Source organism: Stenotrophomonas sp. TWI819, from assembly GCF_039673075.1.
GTDB classification, from domain to species: domain Bacteria; phylum Pseudomonadota; class Gammaproteobacteria; order Xanthomonadales; family Xanthomonadaceae; genus Stenotrophomonas; species Stenotrophomonas rhizophila_B.
Genome location: NZ_JBDJKY010000016.1, coordinates 26,341 through 47,189, shown reverse-complemented (window position 1 = coordinate 47,189; position 20,849 = coordinate 26,341). Strand labels below are relative to the sequence as shown.

At 67.7% G+C, this 20,849-nt stretch carries 15 protein-coding genes; 12 read left to right on the top strand and 3 right to left on the bottom strand.

Going from position 1 to position 20,849, the window contains the following annotated elements:
- The first annotated feature begins 87 nt into the window (after positions 1 to 87).
- From ABE463_RS17050 to ABE463_RS17030, 5 genes are all read left to right on the top strand, one after another.
- Entirely contained in the window at positions 88 to 1,263 is a 1,176-nt protein-coding gene (locus ABE463_RS17050) for a phosphoglycerate kinase (protein ID WP_346468966.1), read from the top strand.
- Entirely contained in the window at positions 1,260 to 1,901 is a 642-nt protein-coding gene (locus tag ABE463_RS17045) for an HAD-IA family hydrolase (RefSeq protein WP_346468965.1), read from the top strand. The genes ABE463_RS17050 and ABE463_RS17045 overlap by 4 nt, the downstream gene beginning before the upstream one ends.
- A gap of 213 nt (positions 1,902 to 2,114) precedes the next feature.
- Positions 2,115 to 3,581: a pyruvate kinase gene (pyk, locus tag ABE463_RS17040; protein ID WP_123730337.1), complete on the top strand. Its 1,467-nt coding sequence runs from the start codon at positions 2,115 to 2,117 to the stop codon at positions 3,579 to 3,581.
- Positions 3,582 to 3,733: 152 nt separating this feature from the next.
- A complete protein-coding gene (locus ABE463_RS17035) occupies positions 3,734 to 4,738 on the top strand; it encodes a class I fructose-bisphosphate aldolase (protein ID WP_088432708.1) in 1,005 nt (334 codons plus the stop codon).
- A 127-nt stretch (positions 4,739 to 4,865) separates the two neighbouring features.
- On the top strand, positions 4,866 to 6,182 hold the full coding sequence (locus ABE463_RS17030) for a M1 family metallopeptidase (RefSeq protein WP_346468964.1): 1,317 nt from the start codon (positions 4,866 to 4,868) through the stop codon (positions 6,180 to 6,182).
- Positions 6,183 to 6,186: 4 nt separating this feature from the next.
- Here the strand turns inward: ABE463_RS17030 and ABE463_RS17025 are convergent, their stop codons facing one another.
- Positions 6,187 to 6,786: an O-acetyl-ADP-ribose deacetylase gene (locus tag ABE463_RS17025; protein ID WP_346468963.1), complete on the bottom strand. Its 600-nt coding sequence runs from the start codon at positions 6,784 to 6,786 to the stop codon at positions 6,187 to 6,189.
- Positions 6,787 to 7,024: 238 nt separating this feature from the next.
- On the bottom strand, positions 7,025 to 7,984 hold the full coding sequence (gene cysK / locus ABE463_RS17020) for a cysteine synthase A (protein ID WP_121039348.1): 960 nt from the start codon (positions 7,982 to 7,984) through the stop codon (positions 7,025 to 7,027).
- Positions 7,985 to 8,224: 240 nt separating this feature from the next.
- On the opposite strand from cysK, the gene ABE463_RS17015 reads away from it, so the two are divergent.
- The 7 genes from ABE463_RS17015 (at position 8,225) to ABE463_RS16985 (ending at position 18,980) form a co-directional block, all read left to right on the top strand.
- Positions 8,225 to 9,208 (top strand): LysR family transcriptional regulator, encoded by a 984-nt coding sequence (locus tag ABE463_RS17015; protein WP_313219690.1) that lies wholly within the window; start codon positions 8,225 to 8,227, stop codon positions 9,206 to 9,208.
- Between the two features lie 184 nt (positions 9,209 to 9,392).
- Positions 9,393 to 9,917, top strand: a complete 525-nt coding sequence (locus ABE463_RS17010) for a hypothetical protein (protein ID WP_346463999.1) — start codon at positions 9,393 to 9,395, stop codon at positions 9,915 to 9,917.
- A gap of 70 nt (positions 9,918 to 9,987) precedes the next feature.
- Entirely contained in the window at positions 9,988 to 12,045 is a 2,058-nt protein-coding gene (locus ABE463_RS17005; RefSeq protein WP_346468962.1) for a TonB-dependent copper receptor, read from the top strand.
- A gap of 245 nt (positions 12,046 to 12,290) precedes the next feature.
- Positions 12,291 to 13,379, top strand: coding sequence for an efflux RND transporter periplasmic adaptor subunit (locus ABE463_RS17000; protein WP_259259330.1), 1,089 nt, complete (start codon positions 12,291 to 12,293; stop codon positions 13,377 to 13,379).
- Positions 13,376 to 16,501 carry an efflux RND transporter permease subunit gene (locus ABE463_RS16995; RefSeq protein WP_346468961.1) on the top strand — a complete coding sequence of 1,042 codons (3,126 nt, stop codon included), beginning with the start codon at positions 13,376 to 13,378 and terminating at the stop codon, positions 16,499 to 16,501. Before ABE463_RS17000 ends, ABE463_RS16995 begins: the two co-directional genes overlap by 4 nt.
- Positions 16,502 to 16,630: 129 nt before the next feature.
- The gene (locus ABE463_RS16990) at positions 16,631 to 18,148 is read left to right on the top strand and encodes an alanine/glycine:cation symporter family protein (protein ID WP_123730342.1); all 1,518 of its coding nucleotides are present in this window, start codon (positions 16,631 to 16,633) and stop codon (positions 18,146 to 18,148) included.
- Positions 18,149 to 18,200: 52 nt separating this feature from the next.
- On the top strand, positions 18,201 to 18,980 hold the full coding sequence (locus ABE463_RS16985; protein WP_346468981.1) for a TrmH family RNA methyltransferase: 780 nt from the start codon (positions 18,201 to 18,203) through the stop codon (positions 18,978 to 18,980).
- A gap of 324 nt (positions 18,981 to 19,304) precedes the next feature.
- Here ABE463_RS16985 and ABE463_RS16980 read toward each other — a convergent pair whose 3' ends face one another.
- The gene (locus ABE463_RS16980) at positions 19,305 to 20,726 is read right to left on the bottom strand and encodes a M20/M25/M40 family metallo-hydrolase (protein WP_346468960.1); all 1,422 of its coding nucleotides are present in this window, start codon (positions 20,724 to 20,726) and stop codon (positions 19,305 to 19,307) included.
- Between the last annotated feature and the right edge of the window lie 123 nt (positions 20,727 to 20,849).

Here is a 20,849-nt window from a genome sequence, read left to right as displayed (position 1 = left end):
TTAAATTTGCGATGCACCCGCGCAGCCGGGACAATGATCGTCTGCGCCGCACGGCGCCCTTCCTTCTTCAGAGCCAAAGAGTTGCTTATGTCCATCGTTCGCATGACCGACCTCGATCTCTCCGGCAAGCGCGTGCTGATCCGCCAGGATCTGAATGTGCCGATCGACAACGGCCAGATCACCTCCGAGCAGCGCATCACCGCGTCGCTGCCGACGCTGAAGCTGGCGCTGGAGAAGGGCGCCGCCGTGATGGTGACCTCGCACCTGGGGCGTCCGAAGGAAGGCGTGTGGAGTGAAGCCGAATCGCTGGCCCCGGTGGCGCTGCGCCTGTCGCAGCTGCTGGGTGTCGAGGTGCCGCTGGTGCGTGATTGGGTCGATGGCGTGGACGTCGCACCGGGTTCCATCGTGCTGCTGGAAAACTGCCGCATGAATGTCGGCGAAGGCAAGGACGATGAAGCGCTGGCGAAGAAGTACGCCGCGCTGTGCGATGTGTTCGTCATGGATGCCTTCGGCACCGCGCACCGCGCGCAGGCCTCCACCCACGGCGTGATCCGCTTCGCTCCGGTCGCCGCTGGCGGTCCGCTGCTGATGGCCGAACTGGACGCGCTGGCCAAGGCGCTGCTCGCCCCGGCCCCGCCGTTGCTGGCGATCGTGGCCGGCAGCAAGGTCAGCACCAAGCTCGAACTGCTCTCCAGCCTGGTCGGCAAGGTCGACCAGCTGATCGTCGGCGGTGGCATCGCCAACACCTTCATCGCGGCCGCCGGTTACTCGGTCGGCAAGTCGCTGTATGAGCCGGACCTGCTGGACACCGCGAAGAAGATCGTGGCCGATGCCAAGGCGCGTGGCGCCGACATCCCGCTGCCGACCGACGTGGTCGTGGCCAAGCAGTTCCTGCCGGACGCCGACGCCACGGTGAAGGCCGTCGCCGACGTGGCCGAGGATGACCTGATCCTGGATATCGGCCCGGATACCGCCCAGCACTACGCTGGCCTGATCGCCAAGGCCGGCACCGTGGTCTGGAACGGCCCGGTCGGCGTGTTCGAGTTCGAGGCCTTCAGCCATGGCACCGAGGCGCTGGCCCGTGCCATCGCGGCCTCGCCGGCGTTCTCGATCGCCGGCGGCGGCGACACCCTGGCCGCGGTCGACAAGTACGACATCGCGGGCGAGGTGAGCTACATCTCCACCGGTGGCGGTGCCTTCCTGGAGTTCCTGGAAGGCAAGACCCTGCCGGCCGTCGCCGCGCTGGAGGCCCGCGGCTCGTGAGCCGCGATGTGCTGTTCTTCGATCTCGACGGCACGCTGATCGATTCGGCCGTCGGGATCACCGGGTGCGTGGCGCATGCGCTCACCCAGATGGGCCTGCCGGTTCCGCCACAGGCAGACCTGCGGCGCTGGATCGGGCCGTCGCTGCGCACCAGCTTCGCGCCGTTGTTCAACGATCCGGCCCAGGTCGAACAGGCGGTGACGTATTACCGCGAGCGCTTCGACGTGGTCGGCTGGCGCGAGCACGAGGTCTACCCGCGGATCGGCCAGGTCGTGCAGGCCTTGAAGGAACGCGGCCATCGGCTGGCGATCGTCACCGCCAAGAACGAGCCGCACGCGCGTCGCATCGTCGAGCACCTGCCGTTCGGCGACTGCTTCGAGGATGTGATCGGGGCCACCCCGGATGGCAGCCGCAGCGAGAAGCCGCAGCTGGTCGCCGAGGCCCTGCAGCGGCTGTCGCTGACCCCTGCGGAGTGCTGGATGATCGGCGACCGGCGCATGGATATCGAAGGCGCCCGCCATCATGGTCTGCGCAATATCGGCGTGTTGTGGGGGTTCGGCGGTGCCGAAGAGCTCACGGCGGCCGGGGCGGCGCATCTCGCGCAGGCACCGGACGACCTGCTCAGCCTGATCGATTGAGGGCCGCGGCGGCGATCCGTACGCCGCCGCATGTCCTGCGCAAAGCCCCGCCGCGATTGGCGCTGGCCGCCGGGCGGTCAAACGACTGTCCGCCCGGTCGTCTCGGGCTGTCTGCAGGACAATAGCGAAACCCAAGCGTGCCAGCGGTGTAATCGTATTCATGGGACGTGATGGGTGTGCTAATTTCACTCCTTTAACGGGAGCCCATTAACCATGATTGAGCGTCAGCGTCGCACCAAGATCCTTGCCACCCTCGGACCGGCGACCGACCCGCCGGGCGTGCTGGAGGATCTCTTCCGCGCCGGCGTGAACGTGGTTCGCCTCAACTTCAGCCACGGTGACCCGTCCGGCCAGGCCAAGCGCGCCGCCGATGTGCGTGCCGCGGCCGCCCGCGTGGGCGTGGAAGTGGGCATCCTGGCCGATCTGCCGGGCCCGAAGATCCGTATCGAGCGTTTCGCCGAAGGCAAGATCAAGCTCAAGGCGGGCGACCGCTTCGACCTGGTTGCCTCGGCCACCCCGCCGCCGGGCGACACCACCCAGGTCGGCGTGAGCTACCTCGGCCTGCCGCAGGACGTGGTCGCCGGTGACGTGCTGCTGCTCGACGATGGCCTGATGCAGCTGCAGGTGATCGAAGTGCAGGGCGAGCGCATCATCAACACGGTGCTCAACGATGGCGTGCTGTCCGACCGCAAGGGCTTGAACAAGCAGGGCGGTGGCCTGTCGCTGGGCGCGCTGACCGAGCGCGACAAAGAACTGATCGGCATCGTGGCCAAGATCGGCGTGGATTTCATCGCCGTTTCCTTCTGCCGCAACGCGCAGGACATGAACGACGCGCGCGAGATCGCCGAGTCGCACGGCTGCTACGCCGCGCTGGTCTCCAAGATCGAGCGCACCGAAGCGATCGAGAACCTCGAAGAGATCGTCGACGCCAGCGATGTGGTCATGGTCGCGCGTGGTGATCTGGGCGTGGAAATCGGCGATGCCGAACTGCCGGGCCTGCAGAAGAAGATCATCAAGGCCTCGCTGGCGCAGAACAAGGTGGTGATCACCGCGACCCAGATGCTGCAGTCGATGGTCGAAAGCCCGATCCCGACCCGTGCCGAAGTGCTGGACGTGGCCAACTCGGTCATCGATGGCACCGATGCGGTGATGCTCTCGGCTGAAACCGCCGCCGGCATGTACCCGGTCAAGGCGGTCGAAGCGATGGCCCGCATCTGCCTGGGTGCCGAACGCCAGTTCCAGACCGAGACCGATTTCGGCGCCTCGCCGCGCAACCTGGAACGGGCCGACCAGGCGATCGCCATGGCCACCATGTTCCTGTCCCAGCACGTGGGCGTGCGCGCGATCGTGGCGATGACCGAATCCGGTGGCACCGCGCGTTACCTGTCGCGCTTCCGTGCCTCGGCACCGGTGTTCGCGGTGACCCGCCATGACGGCGCCCGCCGCCAGATGGCGCTGATGCGCGATGTGTTCCCGATCAATTTCGACAGCCGCGGCCTGACCCCGCGCGAAGCCGCGCGCGGCAGCATCCGCCTGCTGTTCGAAGCGAACCAGCTGCAGAGCGGTGACCGCGTCGTCTTCACCAGCGGTGAGCACATGGAAACCCATGGCGCCACCAACACGCTGCGCCTGCTGGAAGTCGGCGAAGACGGCCGTGCGAGCGGTCTCGGCGAGCTCTAACCGACCCGCCGCGCAACACCCGGACCCGCGTGGCTTCACGGCCGCGCGGGTTCGTCGTTTCAGATGGAATCGTTTCCAGATTTCGTGGACGGCCAGTTCACGGGAGGCGGGGTCTATAATTGGCGTTTTCCCGCACCCGCCACAGGAAGTACATGAGCATCGAACAGCTGGCTGAAACCGCACAGGCCATGGTCGCCCCGGGCAAGGGCATCATCGCGATCGACGAATCCACCGGCACCATCGGCAAGCGCTTCGCCAGCGTCGGCCTGGAGAACACCGAGGAGAACCGTCGCGCCTACCGCGAACTGCTGCTCACCACGCCCAAGCTGAACGAGCACATCTCCGGCGCGATCCTGTACGACGAGACCATCCGTCAGTCCACCAAGGACGGCGTCCCGTTCGCCAAGTACATGGCCGCCCAGGGCATCATTCCGGGCATCAAGGTCGACAAGGGCGCCCATGCCCTGGCCGGCTGCCCGGGCGAGCTGGTCACCGAAGGCCTGGATGGCCTGCGCGAGCGCCTGCAGGAGTACTACAAGCTGGGTGCGCGCTTCGCCAAGTGGCGTGCGGTCATCAACATCGGTGAAAGCATCCCGTCGGGCACCTGCATCGAGTCCAACGCCCACGCGCTGGCCCGTTATGCGGCGCTGTGCCAGGAATGCGGCCTGGTGCCGATGGTCGAGCCGGAAGTGATCATGGACGGCGACCACGACATCGAGACCTGCTACGAAGTCACCGAAGCCACCCTGCGTTCGCTGTTCGACGCGCTGTACCAGCAGAACGTGCTGCTGGAAGGCACCATCCTGAAGGCCTCGATGGTCATCTCCGGCAAGGGCTGCGAAGAGCAGGCCGACGTCGAGGAAGTGGCCGAGTCGACCGTGATGTGCCTCAAGAGCACCGTGCCGGCGATCCTGCCGGGCGTGGTGTTCCTGTCCGGTGGCCAGAGCGATGAGCAGTCCACCGCGCATCTGAACGCCATGAACCAGATGGGCAACCTGCCGTGGCCGCTGAGCTTCTCCTACGGCCGTGCCATGCAGCAGGCCGCGCTGAAGCTGTGGGCCAAGGACACCAAGGCCAACGTCGCCAAGGCACAGCAGACCGTGTTTGATCGCGCCAAGGAAAACGGCCAGGCCGCCCTGGGCAAGTGGAACGGCTGATTCACGCCTGACCACCGTCAACGAAAACGCCGGCCTTGTGCCGGCGTTTTTGTTTGCGCGATAGGGCGGTGCGCAAACGTGCGCGTGCTCTGGCACGATGCGATCCACCTTCGTGTGGATGGATCTCATGGTCGTTCGTCTCGGTGTCTCGCTGTGTGTGGTGCCATGGCTGCTGGCAAGCGCAGCGGCGCACGCATCAACGCCGCGTGGCTTCGATGTGCTGCATTACGATGTCGCACTGGTGCCCGACATCGCCCACAAGCGCGTCACCGGCCAGCTGACGCTGCGTTTCAACGCTGAGCAGGCGCTGCGCGCAGTGACCCTGGACAGCGGCGCGCTCACCGTGACGGCGGTGATGCAGGGTGATCGCGCGCTGGCCTTCGCGCAGGACGAGGCGAAGGTGCAGATCACGCTGGCCGAACCACTTGCGCGGGGCGATACCGCCAGCGTGACGATCCGCTATCACGGCGAACCGCCGTATGGCCTGGAATTCGCGCCCGAGCGCGACGAGGTCTACACGATCTTTTCGACCAGTCAGTGGATGCCCTCGGTGGATGCCCCCGACGAGCGCGCCACGCTGGCCCTGTCCGTGACCCTGCCGGCGGGCCTGTTGGCCGCCGGGACCGGTCGCGCGCTGCCGCTGCGCACGCTTCCCGATGGGCGCATCGAACATCGCTGGCAGCTGGAGACGCCGATGCCGGGGTATGTCTACGGCTTCACCGCAGGCCGTTATCACGAAGCCACACAGCAACATGGCGCGACCGGCTTGCGGTTCCTGTCCAGGGAGCGCTCGCCCGGGCAGCTGCAGCGCGTGTTCACCGCTACGGGCGAGATGTTGGATTTCTTCGCCGAACGCGCGGGACTGCCGTATCGCGGCGACTATCAGCAGGCGCTGGTGGCCCACACGATCGGGCAGGAAATGGCCGGGCTGTCGCTGATGTCCGAGCGCTACGGCCAGCAACTGCTGGAAGACCCCGCCCAAACCGCGTTGATGGCGCACGAGGCCGCGCATCAGTGGTGGGGCAACCGGGTGACCTGCGCCGGCTGGGAACATTTCTGGCTCAACGAAGGCATGGCCAACTTCATGACCGCCGCCTACCTCCAGCAGGCGCAGGGAGAGGCGGCCTACCAGGCGCAGGTCACCATCTGGCGCACGCGGCTGGACGCGCTGCGTGCCAAGGGCGCGGATCATGCGCTGGTGTACGCGGACTGGAGCGCGCCGACCGGCGATGACCGCGCGGTGGTGTACCAGAAGGGCGCGTACGTACTGCACCTGCTGCGCGGCGAAATGGGCGAGGCCGCGTTCTGGCGCGGCATCCGTGCGTACACGCAGGCCAATGATGGGCGGTCGGTGGTGACCGCCGATTTCCAGCGTGCGATGGAAACCGCGGCCGGCCGATCATTGCAGCCGTCTTTCGCGCAGTGGGTCTACGGCGTCGGTTGACGCGTCAGTGCGCTGCCGCCGGCGGCAACCCCAACGGCAGCGGTGCGAAGATCGCCGAGGTTGACGGCTCGACCGGCTGCCCCAGCGCGGCCAGCGCCGACTGGTAGGCCTTGTACGTCGCCGCGTTGTACGCCACCAGGATGATCCGGCGCGGCTGGCGATGCGAGCGCTGCCACGTCAGGGTCTCGGTGGCGGCGATGTGCGCGGCCTGGTGCAGCGGATAGCCGAACACGCCGCAGCTGATCGCCGGGAAGGCGATCGATTCCAGATCCAGTTTTTCGGCCAGTTGCAGCGATTTCCAGTAGCAGTTGGCCAGCAGCGCCGGCTCGTCGCGCAGACCGTCCTGCCAGACCGGGCCGACGGTGTGGAACACATGCTTCGCCGGCAGCTCGAACGCTGGCGTCTCGCGCACTTCGCCGGTCGGGCAGCGCATGCCCGGGCGGATCTCCGGCAGGGCGCGACAGGCCTCCAGCAGCTGAGGGCCGGCCGCACGATGGATCGCGCCGTCCACGCCACCACCGCCGAGCAGGGATTCGTTGGCCGCATTGACGATCGCATCCACCGCCAGGGTCGTGATGTCGCCCTGCCACACTTCGATCTTCATGCGTACCGCTCCTTACTGACTGTTACCGGGTCCATACAACGGAATGACGTGCCTGACCTGCACGTTACCCGGCAGGACATCTAGGCTGCGTCATCGTCGTCTCAGGCAGTGCGACCCGCCCGAGCGCTGGCTGACCTTCACACGATGCCGCCGGATCGCTTCACCGCAGATGAAGCGCCCCATGCAAAACGCCCGCCGATGTGGGCGGGCGCTTCGTTCCTACGGACCAACGGGCAGATCAGGGCAGACCGGCCAGCCAGTCGTCGTCGGAGCCTTCGTTGATATCGGCAAACAGCGGGGTGGAGAAGTAGCGCTCGCCGGTGTCGGGCAGCATCGCCAGGATCACCGCGCCGGGTGCGGCCTTGGCGGCGATGTCCAGCGCGCTGGCGACCGTGGCACCGGCCGAGATGCCGACGAAGATGCCTTCCTCGGCCGCCAGCCGGCGCGAGGTCTCGATCGCGCGGGCGTCGTCGATGGTCAGCAGTTCATCGTAGACACCGCGGTTGAGCACCTCCGGCACGAAGTCCGGGGTCCAGCCCTGGATCTTGTGCGGCTTCCACTCATCGCCTTTGAGCAGGGCGGCGCCTTCCGGCTCGGTGGCAACGATGCGCGTCTCCGGGCGGGCCACCTTGAGCACCTCGCCGACGCCGGTCAGGGTTCCGCCGGTGCCCCAGCCCGTGACGAAGTAGTCCAGCCGCTTGCCGGCGAAGTCGCGCAGGATTTCCGGTGCGGTGGTGTTGCGGTGATACGCAGGATTGGCCGGGTTCGCGAACTGGCTGGCCAGGAACCAGCCATGTTCCTCGGCCAGTTCCTTCGCCCGGCGCACCATGCCCGAGCCGCGCTCGGCGGCCGGGGTCAGGATCACCTTGGCGCCATAGGCGCGCATGAGCTTGCGGCGCTCGATCGAGAAGGTCTCCACCATCGTGGCCACGAACTTGTAGCCGCGCGCGGCGGCCACCATCGCCAGCGCCACGCCGGTGTTGCCCGAGGTCGCTTCCACGATGGTATCGCCGGGCTTGAGCAGGCCCTTGGCCTCGGCGTCGAGAATGATCGCCAGCGCCAGTCGGTCCTTGACCGAGCCGCCGGGGTTGAACGACTCGACCTTGGCATACAGGGTGACGTGCTCGGGGGCGAGACGGTGCAGGCGCACCACCGGGGTGTTGCCGATGGTGTCCAGGATGGAGTCGTACAGGGCCATGGGGATGCTCCGGAGAAGTCGTTGCCGCCCGGGGGCCGTGCGGCAGGGGGAAAGGGTCGGGCCGGTGGCGGCGCAAGGCGCCCGCGCGCGGCCGGGCCGGGGTCGGTCAGACCGTACCGCTGGCATATGACCGCGCGAAATGACCTGATTACCTTCTTAAACAACGTTTGGTTATAAGCTGGTGACGGCATTTGCCCTACAGTCGGATGGCCCCCTCTCCATGCGCCGTATCGCCCGCCCATGACGCTGACCCAACTTCGCTACCTGGTCGCCATCGCCGACGCCGAGCTGAACATCACGCTGGCGGCGTCCCGTGTGCACGCCACCCAGCCCGGCCTGTCCAAGCAGCTCAAGCAGCTGGAGGATGAACTCGGCTTTCTCCTGTTCGTGCGCAAGGGCCGCAGCCTGGAAGCGGTGACCCCGGCTGGCGTGGAAGTGATCGGCCGCGCCCGCGCCGTGCTTGGCGAGGCCAACAACATCCGCACGTATGCCGCCAACCAGCGCCGTGAAAGCCAGGGCCAGCTGGTGCTCACCACCACCCATACCCAGGCGCGCTTCGTGCTGCCGCCGGCGGTGGCGCGGATCAAGCAGGCCTACCCGCAGGTCAGCGTGCATCTGCAGCAGGCTGCCGAAAGCGACGCGCTGGACCTGCTCAGCCAGGGCGACGCGGACATCGCCATCATCAGCACCGCCGGCGGTGAACCCACTGCCGGCCTGGCCATTCCGCTGTACCGCTGGCGTCGGCTGGTGCTGGTGCCGCGCGGGCACGCGCTGGACCGCCCGGGCGCCGCGCCGGACCTGCAGGCGCTCGCCAGCCACCCGCTGATCAGCTACGAATCCTCCACCCGCGGCAGCTCCTCGCTGCAGCGCGCCTTCGCCAGCGCCGGGCTGACCCCGGACATCGCCTTGACCGCCCTCGATGCGGACCTGATCAAGACGTATGTGCGCACCGGTCTCGGCGTGGGCTTGCTGGCGGAAATGGCGGTCAACGCCAGCGATGAAGACCTTCGGTCCTGGCCGGCCCCGACGCCGATCGACGAGTGCATCGCCTGGGCGGTGCTGCCGCGTGACCGCGTGCTGCGCGATTACGCGCTGGAGCTGGTGCACGTGCTCGCCCCGCAGATCGATACCCGCGACCTGCGCCGGGTGATCGACGGCAACCAGGAAGCCAACTGGCCGCTGCCGCCGACGTGGGAATCGCTGACGCAGACCATCACCGTCTAGCGACGGTGATGGCTGCCCGCGCATTCCCCCTCTACCCCGCGCCGTTGGCGCGCCCCCTTCAACAGAAGGGGGCTTTTCTCCAGAGCGGTTGAGGGGGTCGGTGGGCGCTTCGAAAGGGCCGCTGCGACGGTTGGTCGCAGGGCTTCGGGTCGGCCGGCCAACGCTCGGGCGCTACCATGACGGGGTGAACGTCCGTCGTCGCCCGTATGCCGTCTTTCTGCAGCTTGCCTTCGTGGCGACGTTGCTGATGGCGCTGGCGCCGCTGGTCAGCCGCTGGCAACAGGCGCATGCCGAGGCGCCGGTGACGCTGATGCCGACCGGCATGACCCACGCGATGCCCGTGCCGCCCGATGCCCACGCCGGGCACGACATGCCGCACGACATCGCGCAGCGCGACGTGCACCACCACGACATGCAGCAGCACGACATGGCGCGCCATGACATGGCGATGCAGCCCATGCCGATGCACGCCCTGCCCAGCGCCCACGACACCCCCGCATCGTCGCCACCGATGAGCGAGCATGCCGGGCACGGCGATGCCTGCGAGTACTGCATGATGGCCTCGCGGCTGATGCCGTGGCTGGCGGTGCTGATCCTGCTGCTGCCGGCGCTGCCGGTCATCGCACCACGCGTCCTGCGCGCGGTGGGCACGCCACGCAGCCTGCGCTGGCCGGCCCACGCCGCGCGCGGCCCCCCCGCGCTCTCCTGAGACCACCGCCCTTTCTGCCCGTGTCGCCGTGATGGCGGCGCGTGCCTGCGTGCTTTTCTGGAGTTCCACCATGACTGTTTCTTCCCGCAGCGCGGGCGCACTGACGCGCCTGTCTGTTTCCCTGTCGCTGGCCCTGGTCGCGCTACCGCTGCATGCCGCCAACGACGACGCCCGTACGCTCGATACGCTGGTGGTCACCGCCACCGCGCCCTCCTCGCCGCTGCACTGGGTCACCGATCCGCGCCTGCCGCGGCAGCCGGTGCCGGCCAGCGATGGCGCTGACTATCTGAAGACGGTTCCCGGCTTCTCGGCGATCCGCAACGGCGGCACCAACGGCGATCCGGTGCTGCGCGGCATGTTCGGTTCGCGCCTGAACATCGTCAGCAACGAAGGCAATCTGATCGGTGCGTGCCCCTCGCGCATGGACAACCCGCTGTCCTACATCGCCCCGGAGACCTTCGATCGGCTGACCATCATCAAGGGGCCGCAGAGCGTGCGTTGGGGCGCCGGCGCTTCGGCCGGCACGGTGCGCTTCGAGCGCGATACCCCGCAGTTCGATCAGCCCGGCGTGGATATCAACGCCAGCGCGCTGGTCGGCTCGCGAAACCGCAATGACCAGGTGCTGGATCTCACCGCCGGCGCCTCGCCGGGCTACGTGCGCGTCAACGGCAACCGCTCAGAATCGGACGACTACAAGGACGGCAACGGCGACGTGGTGCCGTCCAGGTGGCGCAAGTGGAACAGCGATGTCGCGGTCGGCTGGACACCCGATGCCGATACCGTGCTGGAGCTGTCGGCCGGCACCGGCGATGCGATCGCGCGCTATGCCGGACGCGGCATGGACGGTGCCTCGTTCAAGCGCACCAGCTACGCTGCGCGCTTCGAGAAGGACAACCTGCCCGGCGCATGGGACAGGCTGCAGGCGAACCTGTACTACAACGACGCCGACCACGTGATGGACAACTACACGCTGCGCACGCCGAACCCGGCCAGCAGCATGCCGATGCCGATGGGCTCCAATGTCGATCGCCGCACCACCGGGGGCCGCATCGCCTCGGAATGGCGCTGGCAGGACATCGCCATCGTGGCTGGCGTGGACGCGCAGGACAGCCGTCACCGCAGCCGCAATGCGATGGGGCGCAACACGTACCGGCAGCAGCCGTGGCGCACCGATGCGCGCTTCGAGAACCTCGGGGCATTCACCGAGATCACCCTGGGCGAGGGCACAGCGCAGCGCTGGGTGGGTGGCCTGCGCATCGACCGTGCCGAGGTGAAGGACGAGCGCGCGACCGCCGGCATGATGGCCATGCCGAATCCCACCGCCGGGCAGACCCGGCGCGAGACCCTGGGCAGCGGCTTCGTCCGGCTCGAGCGCGACATCGCCCCCGCCCTGACCTGGTACGCCGGTGTCGGGCACAGCGAGCGCATGCCCGACTACTGGGAACTGTTCTCGCCGACTCTCGGCCCGGCTGGGGCGGTCAACGCGTTTACCGGCGTGCAGCCGGAAAAAACCACCCAGCTCGATCTGGGCCTGCAGTACCGCACCGATCGCCTCAATGCCTGGGTTTCGGCGTATGCCGGGCGTATTCAGGACTACATCCTGTTCACCTACCGCGACGGCGGCATGATGGGCAGTACCAGCCAGGCAACCAACGTGGATGCACGCATCGCCGGCGCCGAGGCGGGCGCGGAGTGGCAGCTGGCACAACAGTGGAAACTCGGCGGCACGCTGGCCTATGCCTGGGGCGAAAACCGCAGTGACGGCCGCGCGCTGCCGCAGATGCCGCCGCTGGAAGCCCGGCTCAGCACCGCCTGGGAAGGCGAGCGCTGGACCGTGGGCGCGCTGGCACGTGCGGTCTCCCGCCAGGGCCGGGTGGCGGCCGGGCAGGGCAACGTGGTCGCCCGCGATCTCGGCCCCAGCGCCGGCTTCGCCACCTTGGCCTTGAACACCAGCTATCGGGTCAACGAGGCGCTCCTGGTCAGTGCAGGCGTCGACAACCTGTTCGACCGCGCCTACAACGAGCATCTGAACCTGGCCGGCAGCGCCGACTTCGGCTTCCCGGCCGATCCGGTACGGATCAATGAGCCCGGCCGCACCGCGTGGCTGAAAGTGAACTACCGGTACTGAGGCCGGCTGCCGGGCGGGGGCACGCCTCGCCCGGCGCCTGCTGCGCCAGCCACGACAGGGCAGCACCGCGGCGCGCATTTCGACATGCGCCGATACATGGCGATACACGTCCGCTGCCCCCCAGCACGAAAGGGCTTTCGCCCGCCACCGGCAGATGTGAAGACGCCGGTAAACGCTTGGCACATATGTCTTCACCCGGGCCCTCTATACACTCGGCGGTCGAGAAACAACCGGGATCGCATTACATGTTGGGACGCATCGCAGCGCGCTTCGCCGCTGGCATCGCCTTGGTCGCATTGGCTGGGTGTGGCAGTAAAGACGAGGCCGCTCGCCGGCAGGCAGACGCCGTACCGGTCACCACCCAGGTGGTGCAGACCTCGGCATGGAGCGACACCCTGCAGGCGCTGGGCACGGCCAAGGCGCGCGAGTCGGTGACGGTCACCGCCAAGGTCAGCGAAATCATCGAGACGGTCCACTTCGAGAGTGGCCAGCAGGTCAGCGCCGGTACGCCGCTGGTGACCCTGCGCGGCCAGGCCCAGGAAGCGGCCCTGCTGCAGGCCCAGGCGACCTTCCAGGAAGCCGATCAGCTGTACAAGCGGCAGCGCGAACTGGCGGCCCAGCAGCTGGTGGCCAGCTCCACCCTGGATACGCAGCGCGCCATCCGCGATGCCGCCGAGGCGCGGGTGCGCGAAATGCAGTCGGACATCGGCGACCGTCGGGTGCGCGCACCGTTCGCCGGCGTGCTCGGCATCCGTCAGGTCAGCGCCGGCTCGCTGGTCACGCCGAGCACCGCGATCACCACGCTGGACGACATCGAGCGCATGCACGTGGACTTCCAGGTGCCCGAGGCCGAGTTGGCCTCGCTGAGCAACGGCGACAAGGTCACTGCCACCAGCGTGGCCTACCCCGGCCGCAGTTTCGAAGGCGAGGTCGCCACCATCGATACCCGTGTCGATCCCGGCACGCGCGCGGTTACCGTGCGCGCGGACTTCATCAATGCCGACCACGCGCTGCGCCCGGGCATGCTGCTGGATGTGCGCATGTTCCGTCCCGAGCGCCAGGCACTGGTGATCCCGGAGATCGCGGTGGTCCAGGTCGGTCGCGATTCCTACGTGTTCCGGGTCAAGCAGGACCAGACCGTGGAACGCGCCGACATCATCGCCGGTGGGCGCCGCAGTGGTGTGGTGGAAATCCGCGAAGGCCTCGCCGTGGGCGACCGCATCGTGGTGGACGGCACCGGCAAGCTGCGCCCGGGCCTGAAAGTGCAGGCCGATGAGGCCGCGCCCGCGACCCCTGCACCGGCACCTGCCACCCAGCCGGACACCGCCGGATGAAACTCTCCGACATTTCCATCCAGCGGCCGGTCTTCGCCGTGGTGATGAGCCTGCTGCTGGTCGTGCTGGGCTTCATGTCGTTCACGCGCTTGACCCTGCGCGAACTGCCTGCGATCGATCCGCCGATCGTGTCGGTCTCGGTCGATTACACCGGCGCGTCGGCGGCGGTCATCGAGAGCCGCATCACCCAGGTGCTGGAAGATGCCCTGGCCGGCATCGAAGGTATCGATACCATCAACGCGCGCAGCTCCAACGGGCGCTCGCAGGTCAGCATCGAGTTCACCTCCAACCGCGATATCGAAGCGGCCGCCAACGACGTGCGCGATGCGGTCAGCCGTGTTGCCGACCGCATGCCCGAAGAGGCGCGACCACCGGAAATCGCCAAGGTCGAGAGCGACGCTGACCCCATCATCTGGCTCAACATGAGCTCGACCTCGATGGATACGCTGGAGCTGAGCGACTACGCCGACCGCTACATCGTCGACCGCTTCTCCAGCCTGGATGGCGTGGCCCAGGTGCGTATCGGTGGCCGTCAGCGCTATGCGATGCGGATCTGGCTGGACCGCGACCAGCTCGCTGCGCGCGGGCTGACCGTGGGCGATGTGGAAAGTGCGCTGCGCAACGAGAACGTGGAGCTGCCGGCCGGCCGCATCGAATCGGCCGACCGCGATTTCACCCTGCGCGTGGAGCGCAACTACGTCAAACCCGAAGACTTCGCCGGCATTCCGCTGGGCAAGGGCGCCGACGGGTACGTGGTGCGCATGGGCGATGTGGCCAAGATCGAACTGGCCTCGTCCGAGCGCCGGGCGTACTACCGCAGCAACGGCGAACCGAACATCGGCCTGGGCATCGTCAAGACCTCCACCGCCAACGCGCTGGACGTCGCCCGCGAAGCACGCGCCGAAGCCGACCGGATCAGCAGCACGCTGCCGGAAGGCACCCGCATCTTCGTGGCCTTCGACAACACCACCTTCATCGAGGCCGCGGTAGATCGCGTGTACGCCACGCTGGTCGAGGCGATGCTGCTGGTGCTGGCGGTGATCTGGCTGTTCCTCGGCAGTTTCCGTGCCGCATTGATTCCCGCGGTGACGGTGCCGGTCTGTCTGATCGCCGCCTTCATCGCGCTGTACGCCTTCGGTTTCTCGATCAACCTGCTGACCCTGCTCGCGCTGGTGCTGTGTATCGGGTTGGTGGTGGATGACGCCATCGTGGTGGTGGAGAACGTGCAGCGCCGCATCGATCTGGGCGAGCCGCCGCTGGTCGCCTCCAAACGCGGCACTACCCAGGTGGCGTTTGCGGTGATCGCGACCACCGCGGTGCTGGTCGCGGTGTTCCTGCCGGTCGGCTTCCTGGAAGGCAACACCGGTCGCCTGTTCCGCGAGCTGGCCGTCGCGCTGGCCGCGGCCGTGGCGCTGTCGGCGTTCGTGTCGCTCACGCTGACCCCGATGATGGCCTCCAAGCTGCTCAAGCCGCATACCGGCCAGGCACCGAAGGGCCTGCACGGGGTGATCAACCGCAATCTGGATCGCCTGTCGGCCGCCTATGGGCGCTTCCTGGAAGCGCATGTGACCCGCACCTGGGTTTACATCGTGGTGATGATCCTGTCGCTGCTGGCCAGCGCGCTGCTGCTCAAGGTGCTGCCGTCCGAACTGGCCCCGGCCGAAGACCGTGGCTCGTTCCAGATCATGATCGATGGCCCGGAAGGGGCCGGCTTCGATTACACCGTCGGCCAGGTCCAGCAGGTCGAAAAGATCGTCTCCGGTTTCGTCGGCGAAGATGAGCCGATCGTGCGCGCCAACCCGCGTGTGCCCGGCGGCTGGGGCTCCAGCGAGGAAATGCATACCGGCCGCATCAGCGTGTTCCTGCAGCCCTGGCGCCAACGCGATGTCTCCACCCCGGATGTGGCGGCCGAGTTGCAGACCCACCTCAATGATCTGCGTGGCGTGCGCGTGCGCACCCAGGTCGGTGGTGGCCTGGTGCGCAGCCAGGGCCAGCCGTTCCAGATCGTGCTGGGTGGCCCGGAGTACGCGGAAATCGCGCAGTGGCGCGACCGCATGCTGCTGCGCATGGCCGACAACCCCGGCCTGGTCGGCACGGACTCGGACTACAAGGAAACCCGCCCGCAGATGCGCGTGAACATCGACCGCCAGCGCGCGGCCGATCTGGGCGTGTCGGTCACCGCGATCGGCAGCGCGCTGGAAACCATGATGGGCTCGCGCCGCGTCACCACCTTCGTCGACAACGGCGAGGAGTACGACGTGCTGGTCCAGGCCGGGCGCGAAGGCCGCGCGTCGCCGTCCGATCTGGCGGCGATCCGCGTGCGTGCCAGCGGCGGCGAACTGGTCCCGCTGTCCAACCTGGTCACGCTCAGCGAAGTGGCCGAAGCCGGCAGCCTCAACCGCTTCAACCGGCTGCGCTCGATCACCATCAGCGCCGGCCTGGCCCCGGGCTACCCGCTGGGCGAGGCGATCGCCTGGGCCCAGCAGGTGGCCAGCGAAGAGCTGCCGCAGCACGCACAGATCAGCTGGAAGGGCGAATCGCGCGAGTACCAGAACGCCGGCAGTGCCGTGCTGCTGACCTTCGCGATGGCGCTGCTGGTGGTGTTCCTGGTGTTGGCCGCGCAGTTCGAGAGCTTCATCCATCCGCTGGTGATCATGCTGACCGTGCCGCTGGGCGTGCTCGGCGCGTTGCTGGGGCTGTATGTCAGCGGCGGCACGATCAACCTGTTCAGTCAGATCGGCATCGTGATGCTGGTGGGCCTGGCGGCCAAGAACGGCATCCTGATCGTGGAATTTGCCAATCAGCTGCGCGATGAAGGCCGCAACGTGCACCAGGCCATCGTCGAATCGGCGATGGTGCGCCTGCGCCCGATCCTGATGACCTCCATCGCCACCGTGGTCGGTGCGATCCCGCTGGTGGTGGCCGGAGGCCCCGGCTCGGCCAGCCGCGGCACGATCGGTGTGGTGGTGATCTTCGGCGTGACCGTGTCCACCTTCCTGTCGTTGTTCGTGGTGCCGGCGTTCTACTCGCTGCTGGCCCCGTACACCCGCTCGCCGGAAGCCGTGGCCCGCGAACTCGCCCGCCAGGAAGCGGAAACTCCCTCGGTCGGTGGCCATGCCTGACCCGAATGGGCGGCAATGCCGCCCATTCATTGAAATTGCCACTACGCAGTGCGGCCCGGATCGTGGAGAATCGACCGGGTCCCAGCCGACGGGGACGTTCCTTTTGTTTCCGCCGACTGGAGAGAGCGCGTGGAAGAAGTAGTCCATTTCATCACTGGGATCATCTGGAGCAAGGCTCTGATTTTCCTGTGTCTTGCCGCGGGCCTGTATTTCAGCGCCCGCACCCGTTTCATGCAGATCCGCGGGTTCGTGGAGATGTGCCGCCTGACCGTGCAGGGTGAAAAATCCGATGCCGGCGTGTCCTCGTTCCAGGCCCTGGCCATGTCCATGGCCGGCCGCATGGGCATCGGCAACATCGCCGGTGTCGCCACCGCGATCGCCTTTGGCGGCCCCGGTGCGATCTTCTGGATGTGGGTGATGGGCTTCCTCGGTGCGTCCACGTCGTACGTGGAGTGCACCCTGGCGCAGATCTACAAGACCAAGGATGCCGAAGGCCGCTACCGCGGTGGCCCGGCGTACTACATCGAAAAAGCGATGGGCCTGAAGTGGTACGCGCTGGCGTTCGCCATGGCGACCATCGTCGCGGCCGGCTTCCTGATGCCGGGCGTGCAGGCCAACGCCATCGCCGACAGCATCATCAACGCCTGCCGTGGCGGTGCCCTGTGCGGGCCGCTGGACGGCCAGGTCATGGGCATGGAATCGGTGCAGGCGCTCAAGCTGGGCATCGGCGTCGTGGTCGCGTTGCTGCTGGGCGTGGTGATTTTCGGCGGCGTCAAGCGCATCGCCAGTTTTGCCGAGGTGGTGGTGCCGTTCATGGCCGCCGGCTTCATCCTGATGGCCATCGTCATCATGATCCTCAACTATGAGCGCGTGCCGGAGATGTTCAACATCATCTTCAGCAGTGCGTTCGGTGCCCACGCAGCATTCGGCGCGATGATGGGCCTGGCGGTGGAGTGGGGCGTCAAGCGCGGCATCTACGCCAACGAGGCCGGCCAGGGTACCGGCCCGCACGCGGCGGCCGCCTCGGAGGTCTCGCACCCGGCCAAGCAGGGGTACGTGCAGGCCTTCGCGATCTACTTCGACACCATGATGGTGTGCACCGCCACCGCCTTCCTGATCCTGGCCGCGGGCACCTACAACGTGTACTCGCCGGTGCCCGGTGCCGCGCCCGTGTTCGCCGGCCTGGCCGGTATTGCGGAAGGCGCGGGCTACGCCCAGGCGGCGGTGGAAACCGTCATCCCGGGCTTCGGTGCCGCGTTCGTGGCGATCGCGATCTTCTTCTTCGCCTTCACCACGATCATGGCCTATTACTACATGGCCGAAACCAACCTCACCTACATCAACAACAACGCCAAGCGCCCGCTGACCGTCCTGCTGCTGCGCCTGGGCATCATCGGCATGGTGATCTTCGGTGCCTTCCACAACGCCGGGCTGGCGTGGGCGCTGGGCGACATCGGCGTGGGCCTGATGGCGTGGTTGAACATCATCGCGATCCTGATCGTGCAGAAGCCGGCGATGCTGGCGCTGCGCGACTATGAGCGTCAAAAGAAGCTCGGCCTGGATCCGACCTTCGACCCCGATGCCCTGGGCATCAAGAACGCCGATTTCTGGCGTCAACGCAAGCTGGAGCTGTCCCGTAGTGAATGATCCCTGGAAGAATGCGCGCCGTCCGTCCGCACGGCCGCCGCGCGCCACGCCGCTGCCCCCCCGCGAAGGTGGCACCCCGCCGCCGCCCGGCCGTGGCAACGACGAGCTGCGCCTGTACGGCTGGAATGCCGTGCAGGCCCTGTTCGAGCATCGCCCGCAGGCGCTGCGCAAGCTGTACCTGACCGAGGCGCTGATTCCGCGCATGCAGCCGGTGCTGAAGTGGTGCGTGGCCAATCGCGTCGGTTACCGCGTGGTGGAAGAGGGGGATCTGAACAAGCTCGCCGCGACCACGCACCACGAAGGCCTGGTGGCCGATGTGCTGCGGGCGCCGATGCTGGAGCTGGAGGAGTGGCTCGCCACGCTGCCGGCCGACAAGCCGGTGCTGGCGCTGTGGCTGGATGGCGTGGGCAACCCGCACAACTTCGGCGCGATCCTGCGCTCGGCGGCGCACTTCGGCGTGGCCGGGCTGCTGCTGCCGCCGGGTTCCACGCTGGCGTTGTCCGGTGCGGCCGCGCGCGTGGCCGAGGGCGGCGCTGAATCGGTGCCGCTGGTGCGCCTGCCGGAACTGCCTGAAGCCATGGCCCAGCTGCGTGCAGCCGGGCTGAGCCTGGCCGCAACGCTGGTGGACGGTGGCGAAGATCTGTTTGCCAGCGCGCTGCCGTCGCGCCTGGTCTATGTGATGGGCGCCGAAGGCGAAGGCATGGACCGCGAATTGGCGCAGGACTGCGACCACCAGGTATCGATTCCCGGTACCGGTGCGGTGGAAAGCCTCAACGTTGCCTCGGCAACGGCGGTACTGTTGGCGCAGTGGTTCGGGCGCAGTCGCGTTTGACCATGGCCGGCATGTTTCGGGGACGCGCGTCATCATTCGCGCTACCCACGGTGTGATCGGTTTCACCGAACTCGTCGTGACTACATCGCTTTCGGATTAATCGCATAGTGCATGCAGTGAAAACTGCGCACAGTGCCGGGCGGGCGCTGTGCTGCGTGGGTGAGGAGAGACACCCCCGCAGCGCGGCGATCCGCTTGTCCGGACCGCGAGGGTCTAGCGGCGCTCACCGCGTGGGGTGTGATGTGTCCCGGTAGCCCGGTCGCTGTGCGACCGGGCTTTTTTTGTACCGACCAGCGGTCGGTACCTATCACTTGCGTGTCGGGATCATTCGCTCGGCGGGGTGGTCGGCTTGGCTTCGCTGCCGAAGCTGCCCTCGGCTTCGGCCGCCAGATACGCGAACACGGTATACGCCGCGACGTTCTGCGCCAGTGCGGCCGGGTCGATCTTGTCGAGCGTGTCGTCGGCGGTGTGGTGCAGATGGAAGTAGTCGCTGCCATCCTGCGCCAGCCACGCCCACGCGCCGCCCTTGGCGGCCAGCGGACCGATGTCCGGCCCCGGGCCACCCTTGTCGGCGGCGTACTCGATGCCGAGCGGCTTGAGCACCTCGGCGATCTGGCGGGTGGCCTCGCGCGAGTTGGCCGGGTTCGGCGAGCCGGTGTTGAAGGCGTAGATGCGGCCCGCACCGAAATCGCTCTCGGCCGCCAGCTGGTGCAGTACCACATCCTTGGCGTGCGCTTCGGCATACGCCTTGCCGCCGTACAGGCCCTGCTCCTCGTTGGCGAAGGCGATCACGCGGATGGTGCGCTTGGGCGCCTGCTTGAGCTGGCCGATCAGATGGCCGGCCGCCATGGTGATGCCCACGCCGGCGCCGTCATCCACCGCGCCGGTGCCCAGGTCCCAGGAATCGAGGTGACCGCCGATCACCACCACTTCCTTGGGCAGGCTGCGCCCGGTGATCTCGCCGATCACGTTGTACGAGGTCGCCTTGCCGTCCCAGCCGCAATCCAGGCTGAGTTTGAGCGTGGTGCTGCCGAGCGCGACCAGGCGCGCCAGCTGGTTGGCATCGGGCACCGACAGCGCGGCGGCCGGCACCGGGGTCAGGCCGTCATCGAAGCGGGTGATGCCGGTGTGCGGCACGCGGTGCGAATCGGTACCGGCCGACCGCATCACGAAGCCGATCGCGCCCTTGCGGATCGCCTCGGACGGGCCCTTGCTGCGCACGGCGCCGCCGTTGCCGTAGTCGCGGCCATCGCGGTAGGCGGTCATCTGGTAATCGACGAAGGCGATCTTGCCCTTCAGCGAACCCTCCGGCGCGGCCTGCAGCGCGGCCAGATCGGCGAAGCGCACGACTTCGGCCTCCACCGTGCCGCCCGGGCTGCCGCCAAGGGCGGTGATCGTCAGCGGCTGGGCATGCTTGCCGATCACTTCAGCGTGCTCACTGCGGCGCTCCCACTTGGGGAAGGTGACCGGTTCGGTCCAGACCTTGTCGAAGCCGAGCGACGTGAACTTGGCGACCGCCCAGGCCACGGCGCGTGCGTCGGCTTCACTGCCGGCGAGGCGCGGGCCGATCTCGGTGGTGAGCGACTCGACCACCTTCCAGCCGGTGTCGTCCTTGAGCGCCTGCTCGCGCAGCTCGGCAGCGGTGGCCAGCGACTTGGGCGGCAGCGTGGTGATGCCGGTCGCCGCGAACGCGGGTGCGGCCAGCAGGGCGAGGGAAGATGCGATGGCAAGGACGCGGCGACGCATGGACGAACTCCGGGAAACGGGGCGGAAGCGTCCGAGCTTACCAGCCTCTCCCGGACGCACATGGGCGGTAGGTCATGCTCCGGCGAATGCTGTTTTCCAAAAGCGAAAACCCCGCCGGAGCGG